The organism is Moritella sp. PE36 (genome assembly GCF_000170855.1).
Classification (GTDB): domain Bacteria; phylum Pseudomonadota; class Gammaproteobacteria; order Enterobacterales; family Moritellaceae; genus Moritella.
This window is the reverse complement of sequence record NZ_ABCQ01000016.1, coordinates 57,067-82,551: the sequence shown is the minus strand read 5'-3', so window position 1 is coordinate 82,551 and position 25,485 is coordinate 57,067. Positions and strand designations below refer to the sequence as shown.

Sequence of the window (25,485 nt, the reverse complement as noted above, 5' to 3'; positions counted from 1 at the left end):
TAATCCTTTAAATTTTGTGGTGATATTTCTTAACTAACCAGATGGTCAATATCTAGGTATAAGTTGAATTAGGCCAATTAAACTGCCTAAAAGTAAGATTGATACGTGAGAAGTCATGATGCTTAGCTACAGGTAAAGCATGCTCATACTTTTCTTGGCAACCTTCACCCATAATAACTAGGCTGCCATTGCCTAACGTCAGAGAATATTGATCTGAATGATCTTGCTTGTTTCTAAAAATAAACTCTCTGGGCTGCCCTAGGCTCAATGACGGTATCACGTTAGTAGGACCAAAAGCTGGTGGATCGTAATGAAACGCCACACTTTCATTACCATCGCGGTAATATATGCAAACACAGACACTAAATATTAAACCAGTAAATTGTTCTATTTTTTGTTTTACAGGCAATAGCACATCAGGCCAATGTTGCCGGCGACCATGTATATTTTCCAAAAGTACGGCATTGGTGAGTGGCTCATCAACAAACATGCATTTACCAACACTAAGGCGAAATTCAGAACCATCAGCCATCTCAATATTTTCGTAATCAAGACCTTCAACATGAGTATAAATCCAATCAAAAATAGCACTACTATCTTCTTTAGATATAAAATTTTCAATATATTGAGTATTACAATTAATCGGCAGTTGCATTTACTCGTACCTCCAGCCAATCTTCAAACTCCGTAAATGTCTTGCAATAAAACACCTGCGCCATCCACTCTTTTAAACTAACGCCTAGGCTATCTATAATGGCAAGGTCGCGTGACCATTCAACTTGCTGTAGTTCATTGGGTAATGCTCCCAATCTTTGCTGTTGGGATTTACTCCACAGTCGTTTCACGCCAACAATATCTAATCTTCCCATCGCTTGATGGGCGGCTAATTCGATTCCCCCCCCAGATGTTATACTTAGCTCAGAAGTCCATTCAAACTGCGGTTCAGGCTGCATTTTGTAATTAAATTCAATGGGCTGGTTCGCCTGTAAACGGCAATCGGGAAAGTTCTTATTAAGGGTAAGACTCGATTCACACTCTGTGAGCCGATAGTCGCCATAAACCTGAATGTCAGTACAAATCTTTAAATCCGGAAAATCACCACAATTACTGGGTAACTTAGCGATATGATGCAAACTGGTTAACCCGCGATCTAGAAGGTCCTGCGCACTGCGCCTGTCGAGTTGATAAAAATCAGCAATTTTTTGCGTTCGATGTCTCGAGGTTTCACCGAGCATTTTTCGGGTTTCCTGACCTAAATCGGTTAACCAGGCCGATAACCGCACTTGCTCTGGTATCAATACCCCATCAGGTTTTAAAAACTGTTGCAGGTGAGCAAAAATGAACATTTGCGGTTCTTGCCTTAACGCATAATTCATGGTTTCAGACACAATAATATCAAATTGATTTGGCGTTTTTGGCTGCCATTGTGTCGCGTCAGCGAGCAAAATTTCATCAATAACCTGCTCAAGTCCGAGTGCAATAACAACCTTAGTCACTGCAGCAATTGAAGTTTCATGTATATCTAATAAGGTAATGCCTATATTGGGAATGATTTGATCAGAAGGTAGCCCCTGTGGCTGTTTTTGTGACTGAGCTTGTAAATAGTAGAAAACTAAGGGGAGTAACAATAAACCATAGGGCCCAGTTCCCGCATATAGAATAGTTAACTTGTCATCTCTGATTAATTTATCACTGCAGGTTAATTTATCTTGGATGGCTTGATTAACACCAAGTATAAATGCACGAGAACGAGCAATATCTTGTAAGCATTTCGCCGCGATAACTGGTGAAACAGCTAAACCTTGTACAAGCTTGGTTTCACCCTCAGCAATATTTTCCACTGTGTCTACATCAATATCACTGAACCGTGATAATAGCCCACCTAATTGGCTTAACACTGGTTTAAGTATGCCAATATCACTCGCTGATGATGCTAACACTTGAGTAATTAAACCATATAGCTGTTGCTTATCATCCCAATCCATAAATTCTGTCCTTGTATTAAACTATTCAGCAGCAATATGTATGATGCAAACACTCGTTTTCTACAATTATTTTGAATGATAACTGCCGATAATATTTGTTGTCGCAGCCAGTCATTAACTTTACAATCAATCACTAAGTTAATTCTATCTTCGTTGCCCACATGTTTCACAGAATGAGTAGCATCAGCATTCAGATACCACAACTCGCCATTTTTCATAGGAATCAGTGCACCGTTGACTATAAATTCAACTTGCTCAACAGCACGTATAGGGACATGAAAGCGTGCGAAACCATGCTCTATTGATAAACCCTTATCTTGATGAGGTTTAATATGTGCACCTGGTTTTAAACGCATTAACCGAGTAGCTTCAACATCACATTGAAACCAATCAATAATACTTCTAATCTGCGGTAATTCTTCGATGATAGGTAAATACACCCAATCACCTTTTTGCTCTAAATTAAAGCTTTGCAATATTGGATGTTTGTCTAGATGGGTTGTCAGCGTTCTAATTGGTAATACATCCCATGAACCGCCGTAACAAGCGCTATTCACATGGTCTACCCAATCGAGAGCTAAACATGATAAGACCTCTTTCTGTAATGCAATGACATCTGATTGAAAAGAAAGTTGTACAGCATAAATTATGTTAGGCATTCCATTCCTTAACTCAAACAATAACCCCTATCTAATTGAGTATATTAACGTTTATAATTTCCACAAGGAGGGTAAGACTATTTTTATGGAAAACGTGATCAATGTATAAATATAAAAATAGCGCTAAATAGAATGCTTAAACACACTTACATTTCCAGCTTAATACGAACAACGTCTTCGCCATCAATTGCCGCAGGAACAGCACAACAAAGCAATACTTCATCATCACGTAAATCAGCTGAAATCTCGGTTTGATAACTGACTTTACCCGCCAGTAGTTTGGTTTTACAAGCGCCACATTGACCACTGCGACAACCGAATTCAGGAGTGAGTCCATGGTTCTCGGCAAATTCCAGTAATGTGCCCTCTTCTGCAGTCCAGGTTTGCTCTACTTCCGATTGATTAAATTCAATCACCGCCACACTCGCGCTTGGAATGGCGATAAATTCCACAGAACTCGCATCATGTTGACGCGTTAATGAAGCCGGACCAAATTCTTCTGCTTTAATACGCTCATTACTAACGCCTAACTCACGCAGTAAATCATACATACTTTGCATAAATGCACTGGGGCCACACAAGTAAAAATCATAATCATCAATCGGTAATATGGCTTGCAGCAAGTCTTTATTAATACGTCCTTGATGATGGTAATCTTGGCCCGGTTTGAGGTCCGATTCAGGCTGACTTAACGCCCAAAAAGTACGGATGCCACCTTGGCTTTGTTCACTTAATTGGTTAAATTCATCAAAAAACGCCCGTTGCTGTGCATTTTTCGCCGCGGCAATAACCGTAATAGGTCTTAAAGATCGCGTGCGAATGGCTTCAAACATGGCATGTCGCGCCATCGCAATCATCGGCGTAATACCAACGCCACCAGCAAGTAATACCGTGGGTCTTAGTTTCGCAGTTATTAGTTTCGTAGGTATGAGCTCAGCCGCATCTAACACAAAGTCACCTTTCGGCGCTTTTAACTGCACTATATGACCCAGCTTAATATTGTCATGCAGATAATGAGAAACTAATCCCTTGTGTTTACTGTCCGCTGACGTTTCTCGTTTAACACTAATGCGTAACAAGGGATCGGCAGGCGCACTGGAAATAGTGTAAGTTCGAATAACATCCTTGCCATTGACGGTGTTTCTCAAGGTAGTTGGCACCTTGACCGTTAAAAACTGCCCGGCAGTAAAATTAAATTTGGGTAACGCTTTTACTGTATCAGTAGGCTGTAAATAAAAAGATTTAATCAAGCTACTTTCATCAACTATGTTGACCACTTGATAGTCGTGCCATTGTGCTTGGTGTGACTCAAGTTGACGTTGCTGTTTTTTTTGTTGTTCTTGCTGCGCTTTCTGTTTAGCGACTTCAGCCCAGGTTCCTGTCATTAGCGTGTTAGGCGAGAATTCATTGAGTTTCCAACGTAATGGTAAGCTATAATTTAAGCGATAACCTTGTTCAAGGTGAAACGTCCATAAACGTTCTGCGCCAGTAAAATACTGACTATCTTCCGACTGCCACAAGATTTCAACACGGCCAGTCAGCGTGAGTATATGACCCTTGTCAAAATCGATAAAAAGCAATCCCGCTTTGGGGTTTTCAACAAAATTACCCAAGGTATTAAAATGATTGTTACCGAGATAATCCGGGATCGTGAGACTTTTATTATTGTCCACGCGAATAAAGCCGGGTTTTCCGCCACGGTGTGACACATCAGCGCCGATACTCGCATCACTGCTATCAGCGTTACTGTTATCACTGTTAATGTCATTATTAACAAAACTGGCCACAAAAAATGTATCACTATTGGCAATTAACTGCTGAGCACTCAAGTCCAATTCAGTCAGGGCCTCAACACTACTTTTTGGCATAGTGTTAGGATCGATAAATTCATATTCACGCTTTTGAATATATTGCGGGCAATTACCAAAAGATTGATCAATCGACAGCTGGATCTGCTTATCCGTTGAAGCCGTGATATGCGCGGCTAAACGATTACGGCGACGCGTTTCCAACTCAATACCGAGTAATCCAAGTTTAGTATTAGCATCCAATGCTTTAAGTAGCGGATCACCAAGCACGGGTTGCGTATTAAGATGTAAACTTTGCTCATCTGGGGAGTGAATAAAACCCGGTTTGTTAAATAAAATAGACGCCCATGGCCAACCATCCTTATCGCCATGTCCAACAAATATAAATGGCAGTTGCTGATAAAAATCACGATGCTGTTGCGGCATATGATCGCGAATAACGCGACTACCAAAACGTTCCATCTGCTCCCTTACCCCTAATTTCTCCTGTATGGTTTGTTCACCACGATGAAATGGAGAGGCTCTTAACTTCAGGTTCGGGTTCGGGTTCGGGTTCGGCTTAATGTCCATAGTATACATCCTATGCCATCAGTTTTAAGAAATAGGCGTTATTACATTGGTTCTAACTGCATATTAAACCGCAAGTCCTACCGCTGTTTTTTGCATCGAAACAAACCCTTGTAATGCTTCAAAACTGGTTAACCAACGACGTACATGTGGGTATTCTGCTAATGACACATCGCCTTCTGGTGCATGGGCAATATAAGCATAGTTTGCAACATCAGCAATCGTGGGCAGTTGTCCGACTAACCAAGTACTATCAGCAAGATGACTATTGAGATCACCGAGTAATGCATGGGCAATATTCTTGGCATTCTGATGGTCAAGACCCGCGCCAAACACATTAACTAGGCGTGCAGCAGCCGGGCCGAATGCAACTTTACCCGCCGCAACAGACAGAAAACGCTGAACGTGCGCTGCTTGTGCAAAGTCTTCAGGTAACCACGTACGATAAGAGTCGTATTTACTCGCAAGGTAAACCAAAATGGCATTGGAATCAGATAACGTGATATCACCATCTTCGATAACAGGCACTTGACCAAGGCTATTTTTTTGCAAGAAGTCAGGCTGCTTGTGCGCCCCTTTCATTAAATCAACATCAATGATGTCACTGTCTAAACCTAATAACGAAAGAAAAACTTCAACACGATGAGAATGACCTGATAATGAGTGACGGTATAATTTTATTGCTGACATAAGTAACTTCCTTAAAATATGTGTTAATCCATATTGCATTGCTGCGTTGTTGATGGAGTAAGTATCGACTAAGTTGAGTTATTGATAAACAGGTGTACCATTGAATGATTGTCAACAACACATTGACAATCCGACTGATATTACAATTAGAGCGGTATTGCAAAATCAGAAAGGGCTTGTTAATTACTTATTACATGCAACATGGATAGATAATATATGGATACACTAGACGGCATTAAAACGGTGATCGCGGTTGTTGAAACTGGTTCTTTTACGGCAGCAAGCGAGCGCTTGGCGATGTCCAAGGCGTTAGTCAGTAAATACGTCGCAGAGGTGGAAGCGCAATTAGGTGTACGCTTGTTCAATCGTTCGACTCGCCGATTAGCATTAACAGAAGCAGGTCAACGTTATTACGATAGTGCCCTGCCCTTATTGGGTGAGTTTTCAGAGTTGGTCGACAATGTGACGGGTGAGCAAACATCGCCACGCGGTAACTTACGCATAAGCACCTCGGTGACATTTGGCGATACGATGTTATCACCGAAATTAGCCGCATTTTTAGCGCGTTTCCCCGATATTAAAGTAGACCTACAACTCACAGACCGCATGATCGATATGTTAGAAGAAGCTGTTGATGTGGTCATTCGCATCGGCAGTGTCGATGACTCCAGTCTTATCGCGAGGAAGATCGCAGACTTTCCGTTAACCTTATGCGCTTCCCCTCAATATCTAGCCACTCATGGCCATCCAAGAAAGCCGCAGGATATTAACCAGCATAACTGCATTATTGATAGTAACTTTAGGATTGGCAAGCAATGGCCAGTCATTGACTCCAATGGAAAAACTGAAATAATTTCAGTTAAGTCTAACGTTGCAGTAAACAGTCCTCGCGCAGTCAAAGCGATGGCGATTTCTGGTGGCGGCATCGCTTTGATCCCTCATTTTATTATCAAAGATGCGCTTGAGTCTGGCATCTTAGAAGAGGTTTTACCCGGTTATAGTACGCTGACATTTGGCATGTTTGCCATCTATCCTCATCGTCGCTATTTACCTAAAACGTCACGGTGTTTCATTGACTTCTTAATAGCTGAATTCGGGACTTAAACAACCATCAAATACCTTGCCAATCTGGTGCAAGTATCGCCATCATGATTTTGTCGATAAACACACCATTGCGGAAACCCGCTTCTTTCTTCAACCCTTCATGCATATAACCGGCATTCTCATAGGCGCGGATGGCTGCGGGGTTATTGGCATAAGCCGTTAATTCAATGCGATGTAGACCTAGCGTATTAAATCCATAGTCGGTGATCACCTTGGTTACTTCAGTACCAATACCGTCACCCCAATACGCTTTATTACCAATGAGGATAAAATATTCACCTGAACGATTGAGCGAACTGATTGAGGCGATGCCTGCATAACCAATCAGTTTATCCGTTTTAACGCTGCAAATACCAAATGTCACGCATGTTTTATTCGCGTTAATACCTGACAACCAAGTTGAAATATCAGCTTTAGACTGAGGATATGCATAAGCTGATAGACTAAATTGAGTCACTTCACGATCGCATGACCACGCATAAAATTCCGCACTATCATTGATATCAAGCGATCTTAATTGTGCCTTATTTGTATCTAAAAACATCCTTTTATACCTTTAATATTTAACGTTAATTTCAAACTGTAAGACTTAAATTAACATAATTAATGATAGTATAAAGCGGCGATTTGGATAAATTAATCACTCAAGGTAATAAGTATAGGCGCGTCCCCCCTGCGCTCACACGGGGGACGCTCGAAAGTTATATTCCGCCCTGAGTCAGTTTTAATGGATTAAGTAATTCACTCAGCTGCTCTCGCGATAACTCAGTGTATTCTAACGCCACATCAATGACCGCGCGCTGCTCTTTGTAGGCGGTTTTGGCTATTTTTGCCGCCAATTGATAACCAATAATCGGATTAAGCGCTGTCACTAAAATTGGATTTTTATCCAAGGCTTGCTCAATGTTTTGTTGCTGTACTTCAAAGGTCGCAATGGCTTTATCGGCTAATAACACCACATTATTACTGAGTAAGTGCATGCTATTAAGTAGGTTATTAGCAATCATAGGTAGCATGACATTAAGCTCGAAATTCCCTGATTGTCCACCAATAGTGATTGCAGTATCGTTGCCAATCACTTGCGCACAAACCATCGCCATCGCTTCTGGGATCACCGGATTTACTTTACCCGGCATAATTGAAGACCCAGGTTGCAAGGCTTCAAGCGCGATCTCGCCAAGACCCGACAGTGGACCAGAGTTCATCCAGCGTAAGTCGTTCGCAATTTTCATCAATGACACAGCGGTCGTTTTTAACGCCCCTGACAATGCTACTGCAGTATCTTGAGAGCCAATTAATGCAAATAGATTGTCCGCTGGGGTAAATTCAAGACCTGTTGCGGCACTCAATTGTTGATTGAATACACGGCTAAATTCGGCGTGAGCATTAATGCCTGTGCCAACCGCGGTACCACCTTGGGCTAGGCGCTGAATAACAGGTTGCAATGCGGTTAGATTATCAATGTTTTGTTTTATTTGTGCACTCCAGCTATGCAGACTTTGGCTCATTTTAATTGGCATCGCATCCATTAAATGGGTACGCCCTGTTTTAACAAAATGATCGACGCTTTGTGCTTTTGTCTCTATCAGTTGAACTAAATGATTAAGTGCTGGTAGCAACTGATTGGCAAGTGCGAGTGCCGCACTTACATGGATGGTACTTGGAATCACATCATTACTACTTTGACCATAGTTAACATGATCGTTAGCACTGACTGGTTCGCCAGCTATCTTAGTCGCAAGATGAGCAATAACTTCATTCGCGTTCATGTTCGAGCTGGTGCCAGAACCAGTTTGAAACACATCAACCGGAAAATGCTGCATCATGTCATCCATTTCAGACAAGTCTTTACAGGCCGACATGATCGCATCGGCGATAGTTGGCGATACTAGCTCAAGCTGTTTATTCGCCGCCGCTGCACTGGCTTTAATTTGAATTAAGGCGCGGATAAAACCGACGGGTAATGGTTGGCCACTGATGGGAAAGTTATTGACTGCACGCTGGGTTTGAGCCCCATATAGAGCCGATGATGGTACTTCAAGTTCGCCCATACTGTCTGTTTCTATTCTAAAGTTTGTCATTTTCGTCTCCGTAATTATCAGGTGAATAGCACTAATTCAGTAAAGTCGAATTAGCGTACGATTAACGTAATTTAAAAAGGATGTAGGTTGAACACCTGGGTTACATGTTCATTTATTTGTATATAGTAAGCATTTAGTTGGCGTTTTTTGTCTGTCGTAGTCGCTAATCGTTGCAGTGAGAGTAACGGCTTATTTAGCACTTCATAACATGCTCGGCGCCAATGGCTCGGAAGCTGATTATTCTTTATTGAACGTAAAAGGAGTCCGAGCTGTGCGAGATAAAGAGTCCAGCGCTGCTCGACATCGAGTGGTGCCGCGATCTGATCACTTAATAGGAAATAAGACAAAAATATGTCGTGGCGTTGTGGTGAATCAGCATGCTCAATAGCACTGCCAAGCTGCTCATAATATTCAAGATCGCAGTCGTCACCTAGGCTGGTTTTAACATTTAACGTCGACAAGTTCATAATACTCCCAATTAACCGTTTATGATAATGATTCTTATTATCATAAACGGTTTAATTGGATATTCAAGAGGATTTTAAATTGAGAATGGATCTTTTGTGGCGAAAGTTAGTTGGACTAGTCCGTTTAAGCACTTTGCAGATTACAGTCAAGCATCCGCGTATCATTTTCAAGCTGTCGACTCAATTCAACTTCCGGCAACGGACGAGAAAACAGATAACCTTGAGCAAATCGACAACCCCCTTCCAGCAGAAGTGTCCGCTGCACTTCAGTCTCCACACCTTCGGCAATCACTTGTAAATTGAGTAAACGTGCCATAGTAACGATCACTTCAACCATTACCTGCTTACTGCTATCTTGCTCTAAACCATCAACAAAAGAACGATCAATTTTAATACCATCAATCGGAAACTGAACCAAGCGCTTTAATGAGCTGTAACCAGTACCAAAATCATCAATGTATATTTTAAAGCCCATCGTTCTTAGTGCTGACAAACGCTCGGTCACCACTTGCTCATTCATATCCAAGGCACTTTCTGTTAGTTCGAAACGGATACTCTCTGGTGCAATTTTTGCCTCGGTTAACAATCGAGGTAAGGCTTGCACTAATTGATCATCCTGTAACTGGCGCGGTGACAAATTAATATTCAGATAAAGCCCTGCATCGGGCTGTAACAAAGATAAACGACGAAAACCAGCCAATGCCTGAGTAATCACCCAGAGACCTAAAGGTTGGATCAACAAAGATTTCTCTGCGAGAGGAATAAAACGATCTGGGGAAATCTGACCCAATTTAGGATTATACCAACGTAATAAAACTTCAAAACCTCGGGTTCGGGCATCCTTCAAACAGACGACAGGCTGAAAACATAAACTAAATTCATCGTTGTCCAATGCGCTATGTAGAAGGTCATCAAATTCAGTCTGGCGCTGAACTTGTTCATGCAAGGCTAAACTAAATACCTGATAGTTCGCCTTACCGTTCTTTTTCACTTCATACATGGCCAAATCCGCGTCGCGTAAAATATCCCTAGCATGCTGATAGTGTGGGCCTAAGAAGGTAAAACCAATGCTGGCGGTAACGTGTAAGGCTATCGACGAGCCATCTAATAGAACCGGCCGAGTGACTTCACGCTGTAGACGTTCAGCCAACTGCTTGATGGTATGTTGAGACATTTCCCCCTCAAAATAAATGACAAACTCATCACCGCCGATGCGGGCAATTCGATCTCTTTTACGTAACATCTGCTTTAATCTGTCCGCGGTTTTTTGCAAAAACAAGTCGCCAACACCATGGCCATAAGTATCATTAATCTTTTTAAAACCATCAAGATCAATAAACAGCACCACGCCCCACTGTTTATTCTGTAGATACTCTTCTAAAAAGTTCTGGCAGGCGGTTCGATTTAACAAACCCGTTAAGGCATCGTGATTAGCTTGATAGTTCAGCTGCTGTTCATTAAATTTACGTTCGGTAATCACATCCAAGGTGCCTTGATACACGACACAACCATCATCGGCGGTATTTAAATATGCATTTTCTGACAACCAGATAGTATTCCCGTGCCGATCCTCGCCTTCCCATTCATAGTTAAATACTTCTTTTTTCTCCAGTAACGTCTGTAAGAATACCTGATACGATTGATGTTCTCGGTGTAACTGCCGACCAATATGCTCAACCGCTTGCTGCATCTGGCGTGGTTCTTCATAACCAAAAGCGCGAGCTAACGCCGGATTAACCTTTAAAAATTGCCCTTCAAGCGTTGCGCTATAAACACCTTCCACCACTTTTTCAAATAAGTTGTGATATTCATTTTGTACTAATTCTAGCGAACGTGTTTTCTCTCTAGCGAGTTCTTCAGCACGTATACGGCGATATAATGTATGACGCAACAACAAGACAAACAATGAAATGATTAAACCAATACCGGTGACAATTAGCGTGGGGCGAGAGAGGTACCACCAAGGCATAGGGGGACTTAAATCAACAAACTGATATCGTAACTGCCAATTTGCATAATTTTGCGTAAAATCAATTCGATATCTAGAGTTAGAGGTTGGTTGGCGTAATGAGCTAAATAACAGCTCAGCATCTTGGAGGCCTTCGCGGTAAATTTCCAAACCAAGATTCTGCCTCTGGCTTAGTACTGGCCCTAACAGAATTTGCATCGCGGCATCAAAGTGCGTCATCGCACTCACATACCCCCTCAATTCAGGGCCCACCTCTCCTTGCTCATTCAAAACAAAAACAGGTAACAACAACCGAACTTCAGGCGTTGTCGATTCATCAACTCCCATATTCTCACTGATCACTAACTGCAGACTGTTATCTTTGGCCGCTAACATCATCCCCTCGCGAATACTATCGATATCCGCTAGATTAATCCCCAAAGATAAGCCATTCATTTGCGCTGAAGCGGAATAATAAATAGGATAAAACACCTCATCCGACCCGACCCTGCTGAAACGAAAATCAAAAATCCCGGTATTAACGGCTTCCCGAATTAAGGCAGGCGCTTGCTGGAGGGTAGTTTTAGGGATCCACTCATACACAACAATACCGTAATCACTTAACGCTGACTGGGCATTAAACTGATCGAATTGTTGGCGAGTTAGTTCTGGTTGGTAGGTCATCATGCTGCGCAATGATACCAGGTGTTCTTGCAACGCATCTAGATTACGCTGAGCGGTATCAAATCCCAGGCTAGCATGTTGGTTCAGCTGTTCATAAGCCCGTTGTTGTTCACCCTGCTGTAAGGCCACATACAGAAAATACAAAGGAAACAACAGGAGACTGATTGTAATAAACAACCATAAACGGATATTTTGTGCCAACACTACAGATTACCTACTGGTTTAATGCTCAAATTAGATAGGCATTATAGTGATAATCGTTCTCATTATCAATTGAGGTTGTGAATTTAAAACCAACTTGACCAGATTTTTGTAGGATTAAAGCTTGGCGGCCTTTTGATAGGGTGTAATTCATATATAAAGGCTTCTAAATGCATTTAGAAGCCTTTATATACACGAGTAAGGGGGTCAACTGAACATAAGAATGCTTAACTGAGCATCTTATGACAAGCCAAGTCTACAAAATACTTGATAAGAACTTCTGCAATCTTGGGTGTGTCGGGTTTTCAAAAAAGTTCTCAGGTACGTCATCGACAAGCAGTTGACCATCTTCCATAAACAAAACTCTGTCAGCAACTTCGTTAGCAAAGCCCATTTCGTGAGTCACCACTACCATGGTCATGCCTTCTTCTGCCAGTGATTTCATTACCTCAAGTACCTCACCAACCATTTCAGGGTCTAAAGCCGATGTGGGCTCATCAAATAACATCAAGTCTGGTTTCATGGCTAATGCTCTCGCAATCGCGACTCTTTGCTGTTGACCACCGGATAGCTGACTTGGGTACACGTCCACTTTTTCTGCTAATCCGACTCGGGTAAGTAAGCTTATAGCGTCTTTTTCAACTTGTTCTTTATCCAGATTCGATACTGTTAATGGCGCCAGCATCACGTTTTTTTTAACCGATAAATGGGGGAAAAGGTTAAACGACTGAAACACCATGCCGACGTTTTCACGTAATGCGTTAATGTTGGTCGCAGAGTCATACATATTGATGCCATCAATAGTGATATCTCCGCCTGTCACCGTTTCTAACTGGTTTAGCGTACGTAATAATGTAGATTTACCCGAACCTGATGGGCCAATAATGACCACCACTTCACCACGCTTAACAGTAACGGATACTTTTTTAAGTGCGTGACAATTGTTGGGGTATATTTTATCTACATCGACGGCGATCACCATATCCTCGCCTTTATAATTTGCTCTAGTCACTAGTTGCTAACCTCTTTTCTATGCGCTGAACGCCGAAAGACAACGTTGAAGTAAGTACAAGGTAAAGCGCAGCGACCGCAAACCACACTTCAAATGTAGCGAAACTGCCCGCAACCACTTCCCTGCCAGCTTTGGTTAAATCTGTAATTGAGATCACCGACACCAGAGAAGAATCTTTGATCAAGTTAATAAACTGGCCTGCCATCGGCGGTAAAGTACGCTTAAATGCCTGAGGTAAAATGACGTAAATCATCGCTTTTGGATAACTCATACCCAACGACCGTGCAGCTTCCATTTGACCTGGTGAAATAGACTGAATACCTGAACGTATAATTTCCGCAATGTAAGCGCCAGTGAAAACTGATAAGGCAGCAATACCCGCGGTAAATCGGTCTAAGTCGAAAATCGTTCCTAAGAAAAAATAGACAATAAATATCTGCACAAGTAACGGCGTACCACGGATTACCTCTACATATAAAAAAGCAAAGTTGCGACTAAAAGGATTAGTTGATATACGCATTAGTGCCGCGACTAAGCCAATGATAACCGCAAAAAACAGCGAGATAAGCGACAGTTTAATGGTCATCAACAACCCTTGTAACAGTACCCCCATGCTCCGTTGATTGACGCTGGATATTACATCGCCTGAAAAAACAAAATCGCCGTCACTGACAAATACATCATCCGCTTTTTCGATAATTAAAGCGGGATCACCGTTGTCGAACTCGACTGTAATTATACCGCCGTCATTAATGCTGACGGTGCCATCATATTCAGCAAAGGTTTCCCTTGGTGAGTCATCTATTATGTAGGGGGCAACGCGATTCCATTGCCAAGTATAATCAATTTTTTGCGATGCAGAATAGATTGAATAACCTATAGCTGCCAAGGCGATGACAAACAGTAAATGCCACATCCAATTATTAGTTTTATTATGCATATCGATACCAAGATAAGAGAAACAACAAGCCAGAAGCAAAAGGCTTCTGGCCAATTCACTTATTTAATTTGTTTTAACCAAGCGTCACTCTTGAACCACTTGTTATAAATACGATCATACGTACCGTCACCTTTGATTTGGCGTAAGAAATTATTCAGGAAATTGATCATATCGGGATCACCTTGTTTTACAGCCCAACCAAGCGGCTCGTAAGTAAAAGGTTCAAGAATAGCTTCAACTTTATCGCTATTTTGCGCGGCATAGATAGATACAAATGGCATATCGTAAATCATGGCATCAGCTTTACCATTGATGACTTCCAAAGCAGCGTCTGTTTCGGTTTCAAATGCATTGTATTTGGCTTTCTTAAGCATTCTTTTTACAACCACTTCACCTGTCGTACCAAGTTTACTTGCCACCGTATATTTAGGATTGTTCAAATCTTTGTAACTTTTAATTTCACCCTTAAGTTTCGGATTAAGAATGATAGATTGACCGACAACAATATACGGGTCGGCAAAGTTCACTTTCATATTACGCTGAGCATTCACCGTCATCCCAGCCATGATCACGTCACATTTACCGGTAATAAGCGCAGGAATAATGCCATCCCATGCAGTGTTGACTGGTATATATTTAACACCCATTTGTTTTGCCATCACTTTACCTAAGTCGACATCAAAGCCTATGTAACGATTATTCTTTGCTTTCATCTCAAACGGCATATAGCCAGCATCAAAACACGCTCGTAGCTCACCAGATTCAGCAATACCGTCTAATATAGCACCGGCATTCACGCTTGCAGAACAGAAGATTATTGTACCTAAAGCGATAGCTTTGCTGATTTTAGTCTTTATCATGTTAATTCCTTGTTACATTTTCTAAAAAATTAATCCATTAGTGGGTGTTTATTCATAAGTACCATTCCTCTGCATATACACTAACCTAAGGAAAAAACCACGGTTAAATTTTCACATCTAAAAAACACTAAAATTAGTGATGTACTCTACATTGGAACTGTAAAGCAGCTTATTAGACCTAAATGGAAAGGTAATTAGGAATATAGGGTAACTATGCACTAGCATAATAAAAATAACATTGAACCAACACTCATAACAGAAAGTTAACATACGCAACAATGAGTCAACCATCACAAACTATAAAATAAACCGTCAATTAATGCACAAAGCACAATAAAGTAGCGCTAATTTTATTGAATGTTAAAAATACGACGAGAAGTAGGAGCAGTTGAGATGTAGGCGGGTATTTAAATTTTGGACAAATTTAATTTCCTACTGTTAAAAGACAAATCACGATAGAAAATAAATGTGGTTACTGAGTGATGTGTTCACACTTAGCGTTATTGCACACTAAGCCATCACTGGACATAAGTAAGTTATATTTCTTGTACTAGCTGATAGTAATATTCATTCGATTTAGTATCGAAAATAACCAAAGCAACCCCTAGTGTTTGTCGCCAGTGGAAATACCTGATGTCATAAACCTCACTCGCTAGTTAAGGCTCGCAGCACTATCATACTCATAATTAATTTGTGAGGTTTTTATGTTCCGATATCTTCTTTGTAGTTTTACGCTTGTACTGCTTTATCCCACCGCCATCGATCTTTATCTTGTTGGTTTACCACAAATTGCAGCTGACCTTAACGCAACAGAATCCCAGCTGCATTTTGCTTTTTCTATCTATTTGATAGGCATGGCAACTACAATGCTTATTGCTGGAAAAGTGGCCGACTCAATAGGCCGTAAACCTGTTGCTATTACTGGTGCCGCAATCTTTGCTGTATCATCTATATTTGGTGGAATCGCTGAACATAGTACGCCGTTTCTTATTGCTAGATTCATTCAGGGGATTGGCGCTGGTAGCTGTTACGTGGTTGCCTTTGCAATTATTCGGGATACTTTGGATGATATACAACGCGCTAAAGTACTTTCTATGCTCAACGGTATCACCTGTGTTATCCCTGTTATTGCGCCCGTGATTGGTTACCTTATAATGCTTAAATTTCCATGGTCAAGTCTGTTTATTATGATGGCTGTTATGGGGGGCGTGGTCTGTCTATTATCTTTACTGGTACTCAAAGAGACTAAGCCAAACAAGTTAGTTGTAATTAATGGCATTCATCCAGACCGTCACGCTGTGCAAGAATCATTCTTCGAGCGTTTTTTTATCAGCCGTCTGATTATGACTTCGCTCGGGGTGATGACCATTTTAACTTATGTCAACGTGTCTCCTTTATTAATAATGGGAGAGATGGGTTTTGATAGAAGCGAGTATTCTACCATTGTAGCCGGCACTGCTTTAGTCAGTATGATCACCTCGTTCTCCGCACCTTTTGCTTTATCTATATTTAAAGAACGCACCCTACTACTGGCATCACAAATATTGTTTGCACTCTCTGCTGTGGTTATAACACTCACACTTATCTCTAATTTTGATAATCAATTGTATTTGCTCAGTTTTGTACTGATATGTGCGGGTTTTGCCATTGGCTTTGGTGTATCCATGAGTCAAGCTCTTAGCCCATATTCTGCGCGCGCAGGAATGGCGAGTTCGTTGCTTGGTATTACCCAAGTGTCCTGCTCTGCATTGTACATCTGGTTAATGAGTGCTCTTGGCGTAAATGCACTGAATATGCTACTTACAACCTTGATTATAGGTAGCGTAATTAGCCTTGCTCTAATACTATTGATACCCAAACATTCTCACGGTCAGAAATATGAAAAGATCACTAGCCCAGCTTGATTTTAATTTGCTGTATACACTACAACTATTATCTAAAGAACATAGTGTGTCGAGAACTGCAAAAAAGTTGAATGTCACGCCATCTACCGTGAGCAAGTCGTTGAGAAAATTACGTGATTGGTTTGATGATCCTTTGTTTGTTAAAACCCCAAAGGGGTTAGCACCAACCCCTTTCACACAGAGCATGGAACAAGATCTTTCAGATTGGCTGCAGATAAGTCGCCAACTTCTGGAAAAACATAGCGGTGATTCGCCAAAAGGGATTCAATTTGATTTAGCTATTGAATCTCCGCTTCTGCTAACCATGCTAAATGAACTAATCCAGAAAATTCAGCAACATTATACAGACGCAAAAATAAAAACGCATAACTGGGATTACGACTCTTTAGAATCAATTATCCGTGGCGAAACTGATATTGGGCTCACGGGAAGAGAAAGTCACCCGCGCTCTAAAGAGTCACTACATCTACTCCCTTACTTTATTGATTTTGAAATTCTTTTTTATGATATTCCTGTTGTATATTTGCGTAAAGATCATCCCGCCTTACAAGAGGAATGGAATCTCGATACCTTCCTCAAATACCCACATATCAATATCGTTTGGGAGAAGTGTGAAGCTTGGGCCTTAGATGAAGTACTGAGTGAACAGGGATTGAAGCGAGATATCACGCTTACTATGGCTAGCTTTGAGCAATCATTATTCATGTCGGCTCAACCAAACCAAAATATGATCACGACTGCACCTGCATATTGTCAGCATTACACCAAGCAGCAACATCCAGATTTGTTGTGTTTACCCATCCCGGTAGACAAGGTTTATCATGATAAACTGCTAATTCCCTTCACGTTGATTTGGCATAAACGTAATGCTCACAATCCGAAGTTACTGTGGCTGAAGGAAACGATTAAATCACTGTATTACATTCACCAATAAGAGTGGCGAGTACGCTGCTAACAACAAACAGAGCATATATTTATTTTGTAGTAGCCAAGTAATACAGGCAACGGTTTTCAATTTATATCTTTAAATCATCGTCGGACAAATATGCACCTAATGCCAATACCTCAAATTCAATATTTTGATGGATACGCTTCATAACGCCACTATCAGTGCTGCTTCCCAAAGTGCAAAAAAGAGGCAAAAAGTGTTCCGGTGTCGGGTGATTAAACAGGGCAAAGGCTTTTTATATTGCCATTCAGCCAACCTTTATCACTGGCAAACCGATATCTGAAGGAAAGTTAACGACGATTCTGGAAGAGTTTGAACCCGACCCTTTAGGGCTTTATGTTGTTTATGCTCACCGGCATCATTTAGCAAGCAAAGTACGCTGTTTCATTGATTTTATCTGTGACTATTTTGGCAACCCTCTTTATTGGGAGCAGTATTGAACTATGCAGCAGACTTATTTCTGCTGCATCAAGGTTAGTTGAAAGTCGTCGCGGGTATATTATGCCGGTGTTAGCTGCTCACCTCGCGCATCATCTTGTGCCTGATGGCAATGATCACTCGCCAGCCACTGATACAAAAGAGGCAGGACGATTAAGGTGAACACCGTGCCTATCATCATGCCTGCGACTAATATCACCCCTATGCTGTTTCGTGCCTCTGCGCCGGCGCCGGTGACCAATACCAACGGGAAATGTCCCAACACAGTTGCAGCAGTAGTCATCAATATTGGACGTAACCTCGTGCTAGCGGCCGCTTTCACGGCACTCAGTTTATCCATCCCTTGCAGCTGCATTTGATTGGCAAACTCGACAATTAAAATACCATTTTTAGTGATTAATCCCACCAGCGTGATCAAGCCGATTTGGGCATAAAGATTAACCGAAGTGAAGTCCAAAAACGCTAACATTAATGCACCAGACAATGCGAGTGGCGCACAACCAAGCAATACGACCAACGGATCTCTAAAACTATTGAATTGAATGACGAGTATAAAATAAACCACAATGAACGACACCATCAGTACCGATATCAAGGTATTACCTTCTTTGCGCATTTCTCGCGATTCACCGGCATAGTCAATCGAATAACCAGCGGGTAACAGCTCAGTTGCAATATCTTCTACTTGCGATAACGCCATCTCTTTAGTGATATGCGGTAACACGCCAGCGAATATTCTAAACGACTTTTGCTGGTTGAATGAACCTAATAATCGTGGTCCTACGACTGGCTCAACATGCGCAAAACTCGAAACTGTGACGGCATCGCCAGAGGGCGTAGTCACTTTAAGATCCAAAATCAGTTCTGGATTAAATCTTTTTTGTGCATCCACCACAGGGATCACCCGATACGCTTTACCGTTATCGTTATATTGATTGACAAAATCATTGGATAATAAAACACTAAGCTGCTGATTGATCCCAGCAACAGTTAACCCCAGATCGGCAATAATCGTCTTATCGATCACTAACTGACTCTGTGCTAAATCTATTTTCAAGTCAGTATCGACAAACATAAAGCTTCCCGACTGATACGCTTTATTGATAATTTGTTGTGCATAACCCAACATATTCTCGTAACTATCATTGGCACGGATCACGACTTCGACATCAAACTGTCCAGCGGTCGGCAGCGCCGCTGGTAATATCGGAAATAAACTTAATGCACTAACTTGACCGAGTTGACCAAACAGCTGCGGTACAATCTCATGCACGGTGCTCTCACGTTTGTCTAAGCCATCAAGCACGACCCCACCAAAGCCGGCATTTTTAAACACCATTTGCCAAGTGAGTTTGCCGCCGTCGACGCCGTTCATAATATCGGCCACTTGGTACATTTGATTTGTTGTATAATCCAACGATGCTTCAGGTGGCGCGGTAACCACAACATTGATTTCGCCCTGATCTTCTACTGGTGCCAATTCGTGCTGTGATAATAAATAAAACGGCACCGCTAGCAGACTAAAGATAATGGCGCAAAACATCACTTGTGCTCGCCAGCTAAACAGGACATCTAATGCGCCAACATACTGTTGCTGTAGGCGCTCAAAATAGCCATTAATCATTAGTGTAAATTTACCTTCACGCCCGCCTTGTGGCAAAACAAATGCACTCATAATGGGAGAAAGTGTCACAGCGACTAGCCCTGAAATCAGCACGGCAATAGCCAGGGTAAAGGCAAATTCTTTAAATAAGAAACCTGTTAGCCCAGATAAAAAACCAATCGGTACATATACCGCCGCTAAGGTGAGGGTCATAGCAATCACTGGTACTAGCAACTGACGCGAACTAATGAGTGCGGCCTCAACGCGCCCTTTCCCCTCACGCATGTGCCGCGCCACATTTTCCACCACGACAATGGCATCATCCACCACTAAACCAATCGATAAAACAATGGCTAAAATGGTCAATAAATTAAGCGAAAAGCCCATTAGTGACATCACACCAATTGCGCCTAAAATCGAAATAGGAATGGTGATCAGTGGCACCATGGCACTTCTTAATGAGCCCATCATTAAGATCACCACAATACCCACCAAAAACACCGTTTCCAGTAGTGTGGTAAATATTTCCTTAATGGCATCTCGCATATATAGCGTACCGTCATAACCGACGGTGATACGAACTTGATCCGGAAGATGTTGATTTAATTCGTCAATTTTTTTATAAAGCGCGTCGCCGATATTTATCTCATTCGCGCCAGGTAGCGGCCACACGCCGATAAAGGTCGTTTGATCGTGATCGAGGCGGGCATCGGCAAACCCTTCCACTTCTCCTTTTTCGATAGTCGCGACATCCCCTAACCGGATTTGCGTACCATCGATGCTAACAATCACCAATTGTTCAAATTCTGCCACAGTGCTTAATAATGTGTTGGCCATTAAGTCAACACGTTGTCTATTATTCTTACTGTAACCAAGCGTGGCAATGGTGTTATTTTCTCGCAGGGCGGTGACCACTTGACTGGCACTAATATTAAACACGGCAAGCTTGTCGGAATCAATCCAAATGCGCATTGCAGGGTCGCGTCCCCCCTCGAAGGTGACTTTTTGTACGCCGCGAATATCACTCAACGCCGGAATAACATTACGACTGAAATAATCCGTGATCTTACTACGTGGCAAATCACCAGATTCAATATTTAGATAAAACAACGCGTTTACTCTATCGGCACGCACCACCGATATCGCGGGATCTTGCGCCCCTTGCGGAAGCTCAAATTTTATTTGGCTAAGTTGCGCCGTGAGTTCTGCTAATGCAGCGGTCGAATCATAGTTAAGATCTAGCCAAGCCGTCACCTTACTACTGCCAGCTATCGTCGCCGAATCAACATAATCAACGCCCGGTACCGTAGAGGCAACACGCTCGATAGGTTCGGTAATATACCCTTTAACCACCTCCGCTGATGCGCCGGTGTAAACCGTGTTAATCACTAAGGAAGTACTTTCAATTTTTGGAAATTGCTGCACTGAAATACTACGCGATGAATAAATACCCGCAATTATTATCAACAACGACAAAACAATGGCCAACATTGGTCTCGTGACAAAGATGTCCATAATCGACTTGTTATTTTCGTGGGCGGAACTCATTATTTTAGCCCCGCAACAGGGGATAACATAGTATCTGAGTTACTCGCGTTCTCGGCATAAACCAACAATTCTGGTCTTAATTTAAATGCACCTATGGTAGCAATTAACATACCTTGTTCTAACCCTTGGCGCACCACATGGTTGTCACCATCACGAGGCCCCAGTTCAACGTTACGTTTTTTCGCGCGGAACTGTCCTTGCTCATCCTTAACCAGTTCAAACACAAAGCTACCAAAAGGACTTCTGACAATAGCTGAGTTTGGTACAATGACCACTTTCTCGGCGGCTTTAGGTATCACGACTTTAACTAATTCATTGTGAAATAACAGTTCACGGCTGGCATTGATTTGCGCTCGATACTGTAGATGTCGTGATGCCGCATCCATTTGACTATGCTTGCCGATGATTGTCGCAGGCATTACTTGCGGTGTAGTCGATTGACTGATGTTTTTAATCGTCACCTGGCTATCAAGTGATAATTTGCCCATCGTCTGTGGTAATTTAAAATCGACCCACATGTCGTTGTTATCATCAACCAAGGTAGTTAGGCTGGCATTAGCGCTGAGAAACTGTCCAACTTCATATGTTTCTAATCCCATGGTGCCACTAAAAGGCGCAAGTACTTGTTTCTTATTAATTACGCTTTCAAAGTTAGCGATATTAGCTTGGCTAATTTGATAATCAGCCAATGCAGAATCGACTAGCTGCTGGCTTACTTGGTTACCAGAAAATAGCTTTTTATTACGCTCTAAAGTCGTTTTAGCTAACTCAAATGAAGCTTTAGCGGCTTGCAGCTGTGCTCGTTCTTCACTGGTATTGAGTGCAATCAATAACTGTCCTTGCACAACATGTCCACCAGCGCTGTAATTAACTTGCTCAATCGTACCAGGCAATTGGTTATGCAAAGTCACAACTTGGATTGCTCGCACCTGTCCAGTAACTTGATATGTTGGTTGATAGTTTGATGATTGGGTCCACAATGTTTCCACCGTAGCAGACGGCTCAGGAAACGATTCACCAAACGCAATGGCCGCTTGTACCTGTTGAAACTTGATAAATGCTAAGCAACCGATACTAACCACAACAATCGAAACGGCAACGCTCCAGCGACGTAAACTCATATTAATTCTCCTAAAATTTTCTCTTTTATTATCGTAAGTTGTGTTCAGTTAACAATTGCGCGGTATGTTTTATTCCGGCACTGTCGAGTGGCTTTTGCCATTGATAGGAATTAAACAACCGAGTAAATATTCGTACAATTGACGCATCACAGGCTGTAGGCTCATACAACTGCGCGTCGCCTTGGGCAATTTCGCGGATCTGCACCACACGCATGACACTTTGATAACCGACTGTTAATGCCCAGCCGCCAAGATTAATTTCCTCGATAAATTCCTCTATCTCACCTTCTGCTAACAGTTCACCCGAGTCTACAGCTTCGCGCATACAACGATAAAATAGTTGCTCACAGTTTTTATGGGCGTCGATCATACGATCTCGCCACAGCTTTGAGGTTCGTTTAACCACTAACTCATTAGTGACAAAGGCGTCTAAATGGATATCGAAGGAGTAAACCTGAATTTTCAACGGGTTTAACAAGGAGATGCCGATCAAGCGTTCGGGTGTAGTTAACGGCAGCGCAATAACTTGCTCAAACACGCTACTTTGGTGATGGTAAACACGAATAGCAAGGGCAAAAATAATATCCTCTTTGCATTGCACATGCTTGTAAATTGATCCCATTGACATCCCTGCCGTCTTAGCAACAGACGACATGGTAAAGTCAATCAGCGAGGTCTGCTCAATGCATTGTGCCGCCGCGTCTAGGATCATATTCTCTTGCTCTTGCAAGCTATATTTAGGTGGTGGTGCCATAATTTGTTCTCGACCCAATAGGATAACGATGTTCGAATGGTGTTATCCTAATTGTTTTAGTCAAAAAGTCAACCAATTAGAATGATTCAAAGGATAGGGTTCGTATTACAACAAGTATGGCTAACTGTAATTAGCATTTGAGAAGATTAAAAACGTGCGCTGATCTCTTTAGGCTTAAGAAACTCAAGCGGTTCATCTAAAATATGCTGATAAATGACGTTATAGACTAAAACATTTTTGACATAACGTCGGGTTTCTTTATAGGGAATGGCTTCAATCCAACTATCCATCGTTAAGCCTTGCTCTGCCCTGCCGTCTTTGCTGCCTTGCCAGCGATCGACTCGATTCGGGCCCGCATTATATGCCGCAGTGGCCAGTACCCGATTGCCTTTATAGCGCTTAAGTAAGCTATCAAAATAGGCTGACCCTAACTGTACATTGATATCGCCATCGGTTAATTGCGCTCTTCTCTTATAATTTTTCAACCCTATTTTCCGGGCGGTCTCTTTTGCCGTTTGTGGCATCAGTTGCATATAACCACGAGCCCCGACTGGCGAACGAGCAAACTCGTCAAACGAACTTTCCTGACGGGTAATGGCGTAGATATAGCTTGAATCGAGTTCATATCGCTCGGCATTAGCATAAAACAACTGGGGGTTAGCTGCGGGGAAACGAATATTCAACGCACTCCAACTTTTAGAAAGGATACTGGCAACGACCGAAAGATGAGCCCACCCTTTTTGAAAGGCAAATAAGCCTAACTGCCTTTGCAAATTGATACTTTGATTACTAATTAAGACTCGCCACTCACGTTTAAGTAAATACATATGTTGATGGAAATACAGTTCATCAATATGTGCCAGCTGTGTTTTCAGGTGAGCTAAGTCTTGTTTCTGTTCGCTGACGATATTGGCATTAAATTGGTAATCCAAACCTAATTTCTGCGCGGCCAAAAAGCCGTAGTAATTACGCTCAGCCGCGATATTTTGATAAAGTTTATCGGCCTGACCTTGTTGCTGTTTCTCTTCCAATACCCGTGCTTGCCAATACACCCATTTACTATTTAGTGGCTTACTATCCTGTTGCTTAATTTCGTCTAGCTGGCCTAACCAATATTCTATATCGGGCCAATTATTTAATCTAATCGCATAACGGATCCGACGCTCCGTTAGTGGTGCATCCCCTACAGTCGAAAGCGTTTTATCTAACCATGGGAACAACGTGATTTCATTACGGCTCATAATGCGCGAGATAAGGTATTTTTGTAAATTAACTTGTTCTGCCGATGTAAACGATTTTTTACGCTCATAACTGAGATATGCATTTAATCCTAATTCAATATCTTTTTTGGCAAGACGTTTAATACTGGCGGCTAAAAAAACGTGGCTAGCCTGCGCTTCCCTGTTAAGTAAGTCGCTGTTAAATGAGAGGTCCTTAAATAAAGGGCTGTTTAATACCTTTGTCGGAGCTCTATGTAAGGCATATAACTGCTTAGCCAGCAATTCATTTTGCTTGTCCATTAAGGTGATTAAATAGGACATAAGGGATGTTTTATTCTTCACATAAGCTAAATGAAAGCGCTGCAAAATTAATGCCTGAGATATTTTCTTATTATCAAGATAATACTGCAAAACGCTATTACAGGCATTCGGCAAGGAAGATCCCGTTAACCAGGTTTGTTGCACATCTGTCCAAATTTCATCAGCTTGATCATCGGCTAATCGCGCCTGAAAATGATAGCATTTCAAACTGAGTGAGTTGGGGAGTTTCGGATAAAAAGACAGATACTCACGCCAATATTGATTTTTTGCTAAGTAATATAAATAACTTCGCTGCAGATCATAACTGGCGCGACGATCAAGGTGATCCTCTATAAATGATTGCACTGCAAACAAACTGTTGCGGCTAAAGTGTGCTTTAAGCTGTTGGTATTCAAGCAGGTAGGTTAATGGGTATGCAGGGATAAGCTTTGTTTTTTGTAACGCTTTGGACCACATATTTTGTGCTTGTAAGTCTACAGCTTGCGTATACAGGCCTCTTTGCTGACTCCACGTAAGTGTGGTCGCAAAACTTAAAAATGAAAATGAGAATAAAAACAAAGATAGAAAAAATATTTTCATCGATTTTTCCGCCAAAGACTCTGTGTTTTAGCGCAGAGAGGG

At 41.8% G+C, this 25,485-nt stretch carries 19 protein-coding genes; 3 read left to right on the top strand and 16 right to left on the bottom strand.

What is annotated here, in order from left to right; all coding sequences use genetic code 11:
• Positions 1 to 52 precede the first annotated feature (52 nt).
• The 5 genes from PE36_RS11410 to PE36_RS11390 form a co-directional block, all read right to left on the bottom strand.
• Positions 53 to 655 carry an alpha-ketoglutarate-dependent dioxygenase AlkB gene (locus PE36_RS11410; RefSeq protein ID WP_006032187.1) on the bottom strand — a complete coding sequence of 201 codons (603 nt, stop codon included), beginning with the start codon at positions 653 to 655 and terminating at the stop codon, positions 53 to 55.
• Positions 639 to 1,985, bottom strand: a complete 1,347-nt coding sequence (locus PE36_RS11405) for a class I SAM-dependent methyltransferase (protein ID WP_006032186.1) — start codon at positions 1,983 to 1,985, stop codon at positions 639 to 641. The genes PE36_RS11410 and PE36_RS11405 overlap by 17 nt, the downstream gene beginning before the upstream one ends.
• Positions 1,949 to 2,644, bottom strand: a complete 696-nt coding sequence (locus tag PE36_RS11400) for an aspartyl/asparaginyl beta-hydroxylase domain-containing protein (protein WP_006032185.1) — start codon at positions 2,642 to 2,644, stop codon at positions 1,949 to 1,951. Before PE36_RS11400 ends, PE36_RS11405 begins: the two co-directional genes overlap by 37 nt.
• A gap of 146 nt (positions 2,645 to 2,790) precedes the next feature.
• A complete protein-coding gene (locus tag PE36_RS11395; RefSeq protein ID WP_006032184.1) occupies positions 2,791 to 5,022 on the bottom strand; it encodes a pyridoxamine 5'-phosphate oxidase family protein in 2,232 nt (743 codons plus the stop codon).
• Positions 5,023 to 5,085: 63 nt separating this feature from the next.
• Positions 5,086 to 5,709: a glutathione S-transferase family protein gene (locus tag PE36_RS11390; RefSeq protein WP_006032183.1), complete on the bottom strand. Its 624-nt coding sequence runs from the start codon at positions 5,707 to 5,709 to the stop codon at positions 5,086 to 5,088.
• Between the two features lie 216 nt (positions 5,710 to 5,925).
• On the opposite strand from PE36_RS11390, the gene PE36_RS11385 reads away from it, so the two are divergent.
• Complete coding sequence (locus tag PE36_RS11385; RefSeq protein ID WP_006032182.1) at positions 5,926 to 6,813, top strand: LysR family transcriptional regulator; 888 nt, start codon at positions 5,926 to 5,928, stop codon at positions 6,811 to 6,813.
• A 7-nt stretch (positions 6,814 to 6,820) separates the two neighbouring features.
• On the opposite strand, the gene PE36_RS11380 is transcribed toward PE36_RS11385, so the two are convergent.
• The 7 genes from PE36_RS11380 to PE36_RS11350 all read right to left on the bottom strand — a co-directional run bounded on the left by PE36_RS11380 (position 6,821) and on the right by PE36_RS11350 (position 15,006).
• Positions 6,821 to 7,357 (bottom strand): GNAT family N-acetyltransferase, encoded by a 537-nt coding sequence (locus PE36_RS11380; protein ID WP_006032181.1) that lies wholly within the window; start codon positions 7,355 to 7,357, stop codon positions 6,821 to 6,823.
• A 157-nt stretch (positions 7,358 to 7,514) separates the two neighbouring features.
• Positions 7,515 to 8,894 (bottom strand): lyase family protein, encoded by a 1,380-nt coding sequence (locus PE36_RS11375; RefSeq protein WP_043994443.1) that lies wholly within the window; start codon positions 8,892 to 8,894, stop codon positions 7,515 to 7,517.
• Between the two features lie 71 nt (positions 8,895 to 8,965).
• Positions 8,966 to 9,361 (bottom strand): hypothetical protein, encoded by a 396-nt coding sequence (locus PE36_RS23750; protein WP_006032179.1) that lies wholly within the window; start codon positions 9,359 to 9,361, stop codon positions 8,966 to 8,968.
• Positions 9,362 to 9,485: 124 nt separating this feature from the next.
• A complete protein-coding gene (locus PE36_RS11365) occupies positions 9,486 to 12,197 on the bottom strand; it encodes an EAL domain-containing protein (RefSeq protein ID WP_043994442.1) in 2,712 nt (903 codons plus the stop codon).
• A gap of 253 nt (positions 12,198 to 12,450) precedes the next feature.
• The gene (locus PE36_RS11360) at positions 12,451 to 13,176 is read right to left on the bottom strand and encodes an amino acid ABC transporter ATP-binding protein (RefSeq protein ID WP_006032176.1); all 726 of its coding nucleotides are present in this window, start codon (positions 13,174 to 13,176) and stop codon (positions 12,451 to 12,453) included.
• 22 nt (positions 13,177 to 13,198) lie between these two features.
• Positions 13,199 to 14,146: an amino acid ABC transporter permease gene (locus PE36_RS11355; protein WP_006032175.1), complete on the bottom strand. Its 948-nt coding sequence runs from the start codon at positions 14,144 to 14,146 to the stop codon at positions 13,199 to 13,201.
• 59 nt (positions 14,147 to 14,205) lie between these two features.
• The gene (locus PE36_RS11350) at positions 14,206 to 15,006 is read right to left on the bottom strand and encodes a transporter substrate-binding domain-containing protein (RefSeq protein WP_006032174.1); all 801 of its coding nucleotides are present in this window, start codon (positions 15,004 to 15,006) and stop codon (positions 14,206 to 14,208) included.
• Positions 15,007 to 15,710: 704 nt separating this feature from the next.
• On the opposite strand from PE36_RS11350, the gene PE36_RS11345 reads away from it, so the two are divergent.
• Positions 15,711 to 16,910 (top strand): MFS transporter, encoded by a 1,200-nt coding sequence (locus PE36_RS11345; protein WP_006032173.1) that lies wholly within the window; start codon positions 15,711 to 15,713, stop codon positions 16,908 to 16,910.
• Complete coding sequence (gene yidZ, locus PE36_RS11340; protein WP_006032172.1) at positions 16,885 to 17,844, top strand: HTH-type transcriptional regulator YidZ; 960 nt, start codon at positions 16,885 to 16,887, stop codon at positions 17,842 to 17,844. The genes PE36_RS11345 and yidZ overlap by 26 nt, the downstream gene beginning before the upstream one ends.
• A gap of 514 nt (positions 17,845 to 18,358) precedes the next feature.
• Here the strand turns inward: yidZ and PE36_RS11335 are convergent.
• The 4 genes from PE36_RS11335 to PE36_RS11320 all read right to left on the bottom strand — a co-directional run bounded on the left by PE36_RS11335 (position 18,359) and on the right by PE36_RS11320 (position 25,443).
• Entirely contained in the window at positions 18,359 to 21,448 is a 3,090-nt protein-coding gene (locus tag PE36_RS11335) for an efflux RND transporter permease subunit (RefSeq protein ID WP_006032171.1), read from the bottom strand.
• Entirely contained in the window at positions 21,448 to 22,569 is a 1,122-nt protein-coding gene (locus PE36_RS11330) for an efflux RND transporter periplasmic adaptor subunit (RefSeq protein WP_006032170.1), read from the bottom strand. The genes PE36_RS11335 and PE36_RS11330 overlap by 1 nt, the downstream gene beginning before the upstream one ends.
• A 28-nt stretch (positions 22,570 to 22,597) precedes the next feature.
• Positions 22,598 to 23,323: a TetR/AcrR family transcriptional regulator gene (locus tag PE36_RS11325; protein ID WP_006032169.1), complete on the bottom strand. Its 726-nt coding sequence runs from the start codon at positions 23,321 to 23,323 to the stop codon at positions 22,598 to 22,600.
• A 146-nt stretch (positions 23,324 to 23,469) separates the two neighbouring features.
• Positions 23,470 to 25,443 carry a transglycosylase SLT domain-containing protein gene (locus PE36_RS11320; RefSeq protein ID WP_006032168.1) on the bottom strand — a complete coding sequence of 658 codons (1,974 nt, stop codon included), beginning with the start codon at positions 25,441 to 25,443 and terminating at the stop codon, positions 23,470 to 23,472.
• Between the last annotated feature and the right edge of the window lie 42 nt (positions 25,444 to 25,485).

Excerpts from the sequence above, each read along its gene's own strand:
- PE36_RS11400 (WP_006032185.1), bottom strand. The coding sequence starts at position 2,644 with ATGCCTAACATAATTTATGCTGTACAACTTTCTTTTCAATCAGATGTC.
- PE36_RS11335 (WP_006032171.1), bottom strand. The coding sequence starts at position 21,448 with ATGAGTTCCGCCCACGAAAATAACAAGTCGATTATGGACATCTTTGTC.
- PE36_RS23750 (WP_006032179.1), bottom strand. The coding sequence starts at position 9,361 with ATGAACTTGTCGACGTTAAATGTTAAAACCAGCCTAGGTGACGACTGC.
- PE36_RS11385 (WP_006032182.1), top strand. The coding sequence starts at position 5,926 with ATGGATACACTAGACGGCATTAAAACGGTGATCGCGGTTGTTGAAACT.
- PE36_RS11330 (WP_006032170.1), bottom strand. The coding sequence starts at position 22,569 with ATGAGTTTACGTCGCTGGAGCGTTGCCGTTTCGATTGTTGTGGTTAGT.
- PE36_RS11390 (WP_006032183.1), bottom strand. The coding sequence starts at position 5,709 with ATGTCAGCAATAAAATTATACCGTCACTCATTATCAGGTCATTCTCAT.
- PE36_RS11355 (WP_006032175.1), bottom strand. The coding sequence starts at position 14,146 with ATGCATAATAAAACTAATAATTGGATGTGGCATTTACTGTTTGTCATC.
- PE36_RS11360 (WP_006032176.1), bottom strand. The coding sequence starts at position 13,176 with ATGGTGATCGCCGTCGATGTAGATAAAATATACCCCAACAATTGTCAC.
- PE36_RS11410 (WP_006032187.1), bottom strand. The coding sequence starts at position 655 with ATGCAACTGCCGATTAATTGTAATACTCAATATATTGAAAATTTTATA.
- yidZ (WP_006032172.1), top strand. The coding sequence starts at position 16,885 with ATGAAAAGATCACTAGCCCAGCTTGATTTTAATTTGCTGTATACACTA.
- PE36_RS11395 (WP_006032184.1), bottom strand. The coding sequence starts at position 5,022 with ATGGACATTAAGCCGAACCCGAACCCGAACCCGAACCTGAAGTTAAGA.
- PE36_RS11405 (WP_006032186.1), bottom strand. The coding sequence starts at position 1,985 with ATGGATTGGGATGATAAGCAACAGCTATATGGTTTAATTACTCAAGTG.
- PE36_RS11345 (WP_006032173.1), top strand. The coding sequence starts at position 15,711 with ATGTTCCGATATCTTCTTTGTAGTTTTACGCTTGTACTGCTTTATCCC.
- PE36_RS11350 (WP_006032174.1), bottom strand. The coding sequence starts at position 15,006 with ATGATAAAGACTAAAATCAGCAAAGCTATCGCTTTAGGTACAATAATC.
- PE36_RS11320 (WP_006032168.1), bottom strand. The coding sequence starts at position 25,443 with ATGAAAATATTTTTTCTATCTTTGTTTTTATTCTCATTTTCATTTTTA.
- PE36_RS11375 (WP_043994443.1), bottom strand. The coding sequence starts at position 8,894 with ATGACAAACTTTAGAATAGAAACAGACAGTATGGGCGAACTTGAAGTA.
- PE36_RS11325 (WP_006032169.1), bottom strand. The coding sequence starts at position 23,323 with ATGGCACCACCACCTAAATATAGCTTGCAAGAGCAAGAGAATATGATC.
- PE36_RS11380 (WP_006032181.1), bottom strand. The coding sequence starts at position 7,357 with ATGTTTTTAGATACAAATAAGGCACAATTAAGATCGCTTGATATCAAT.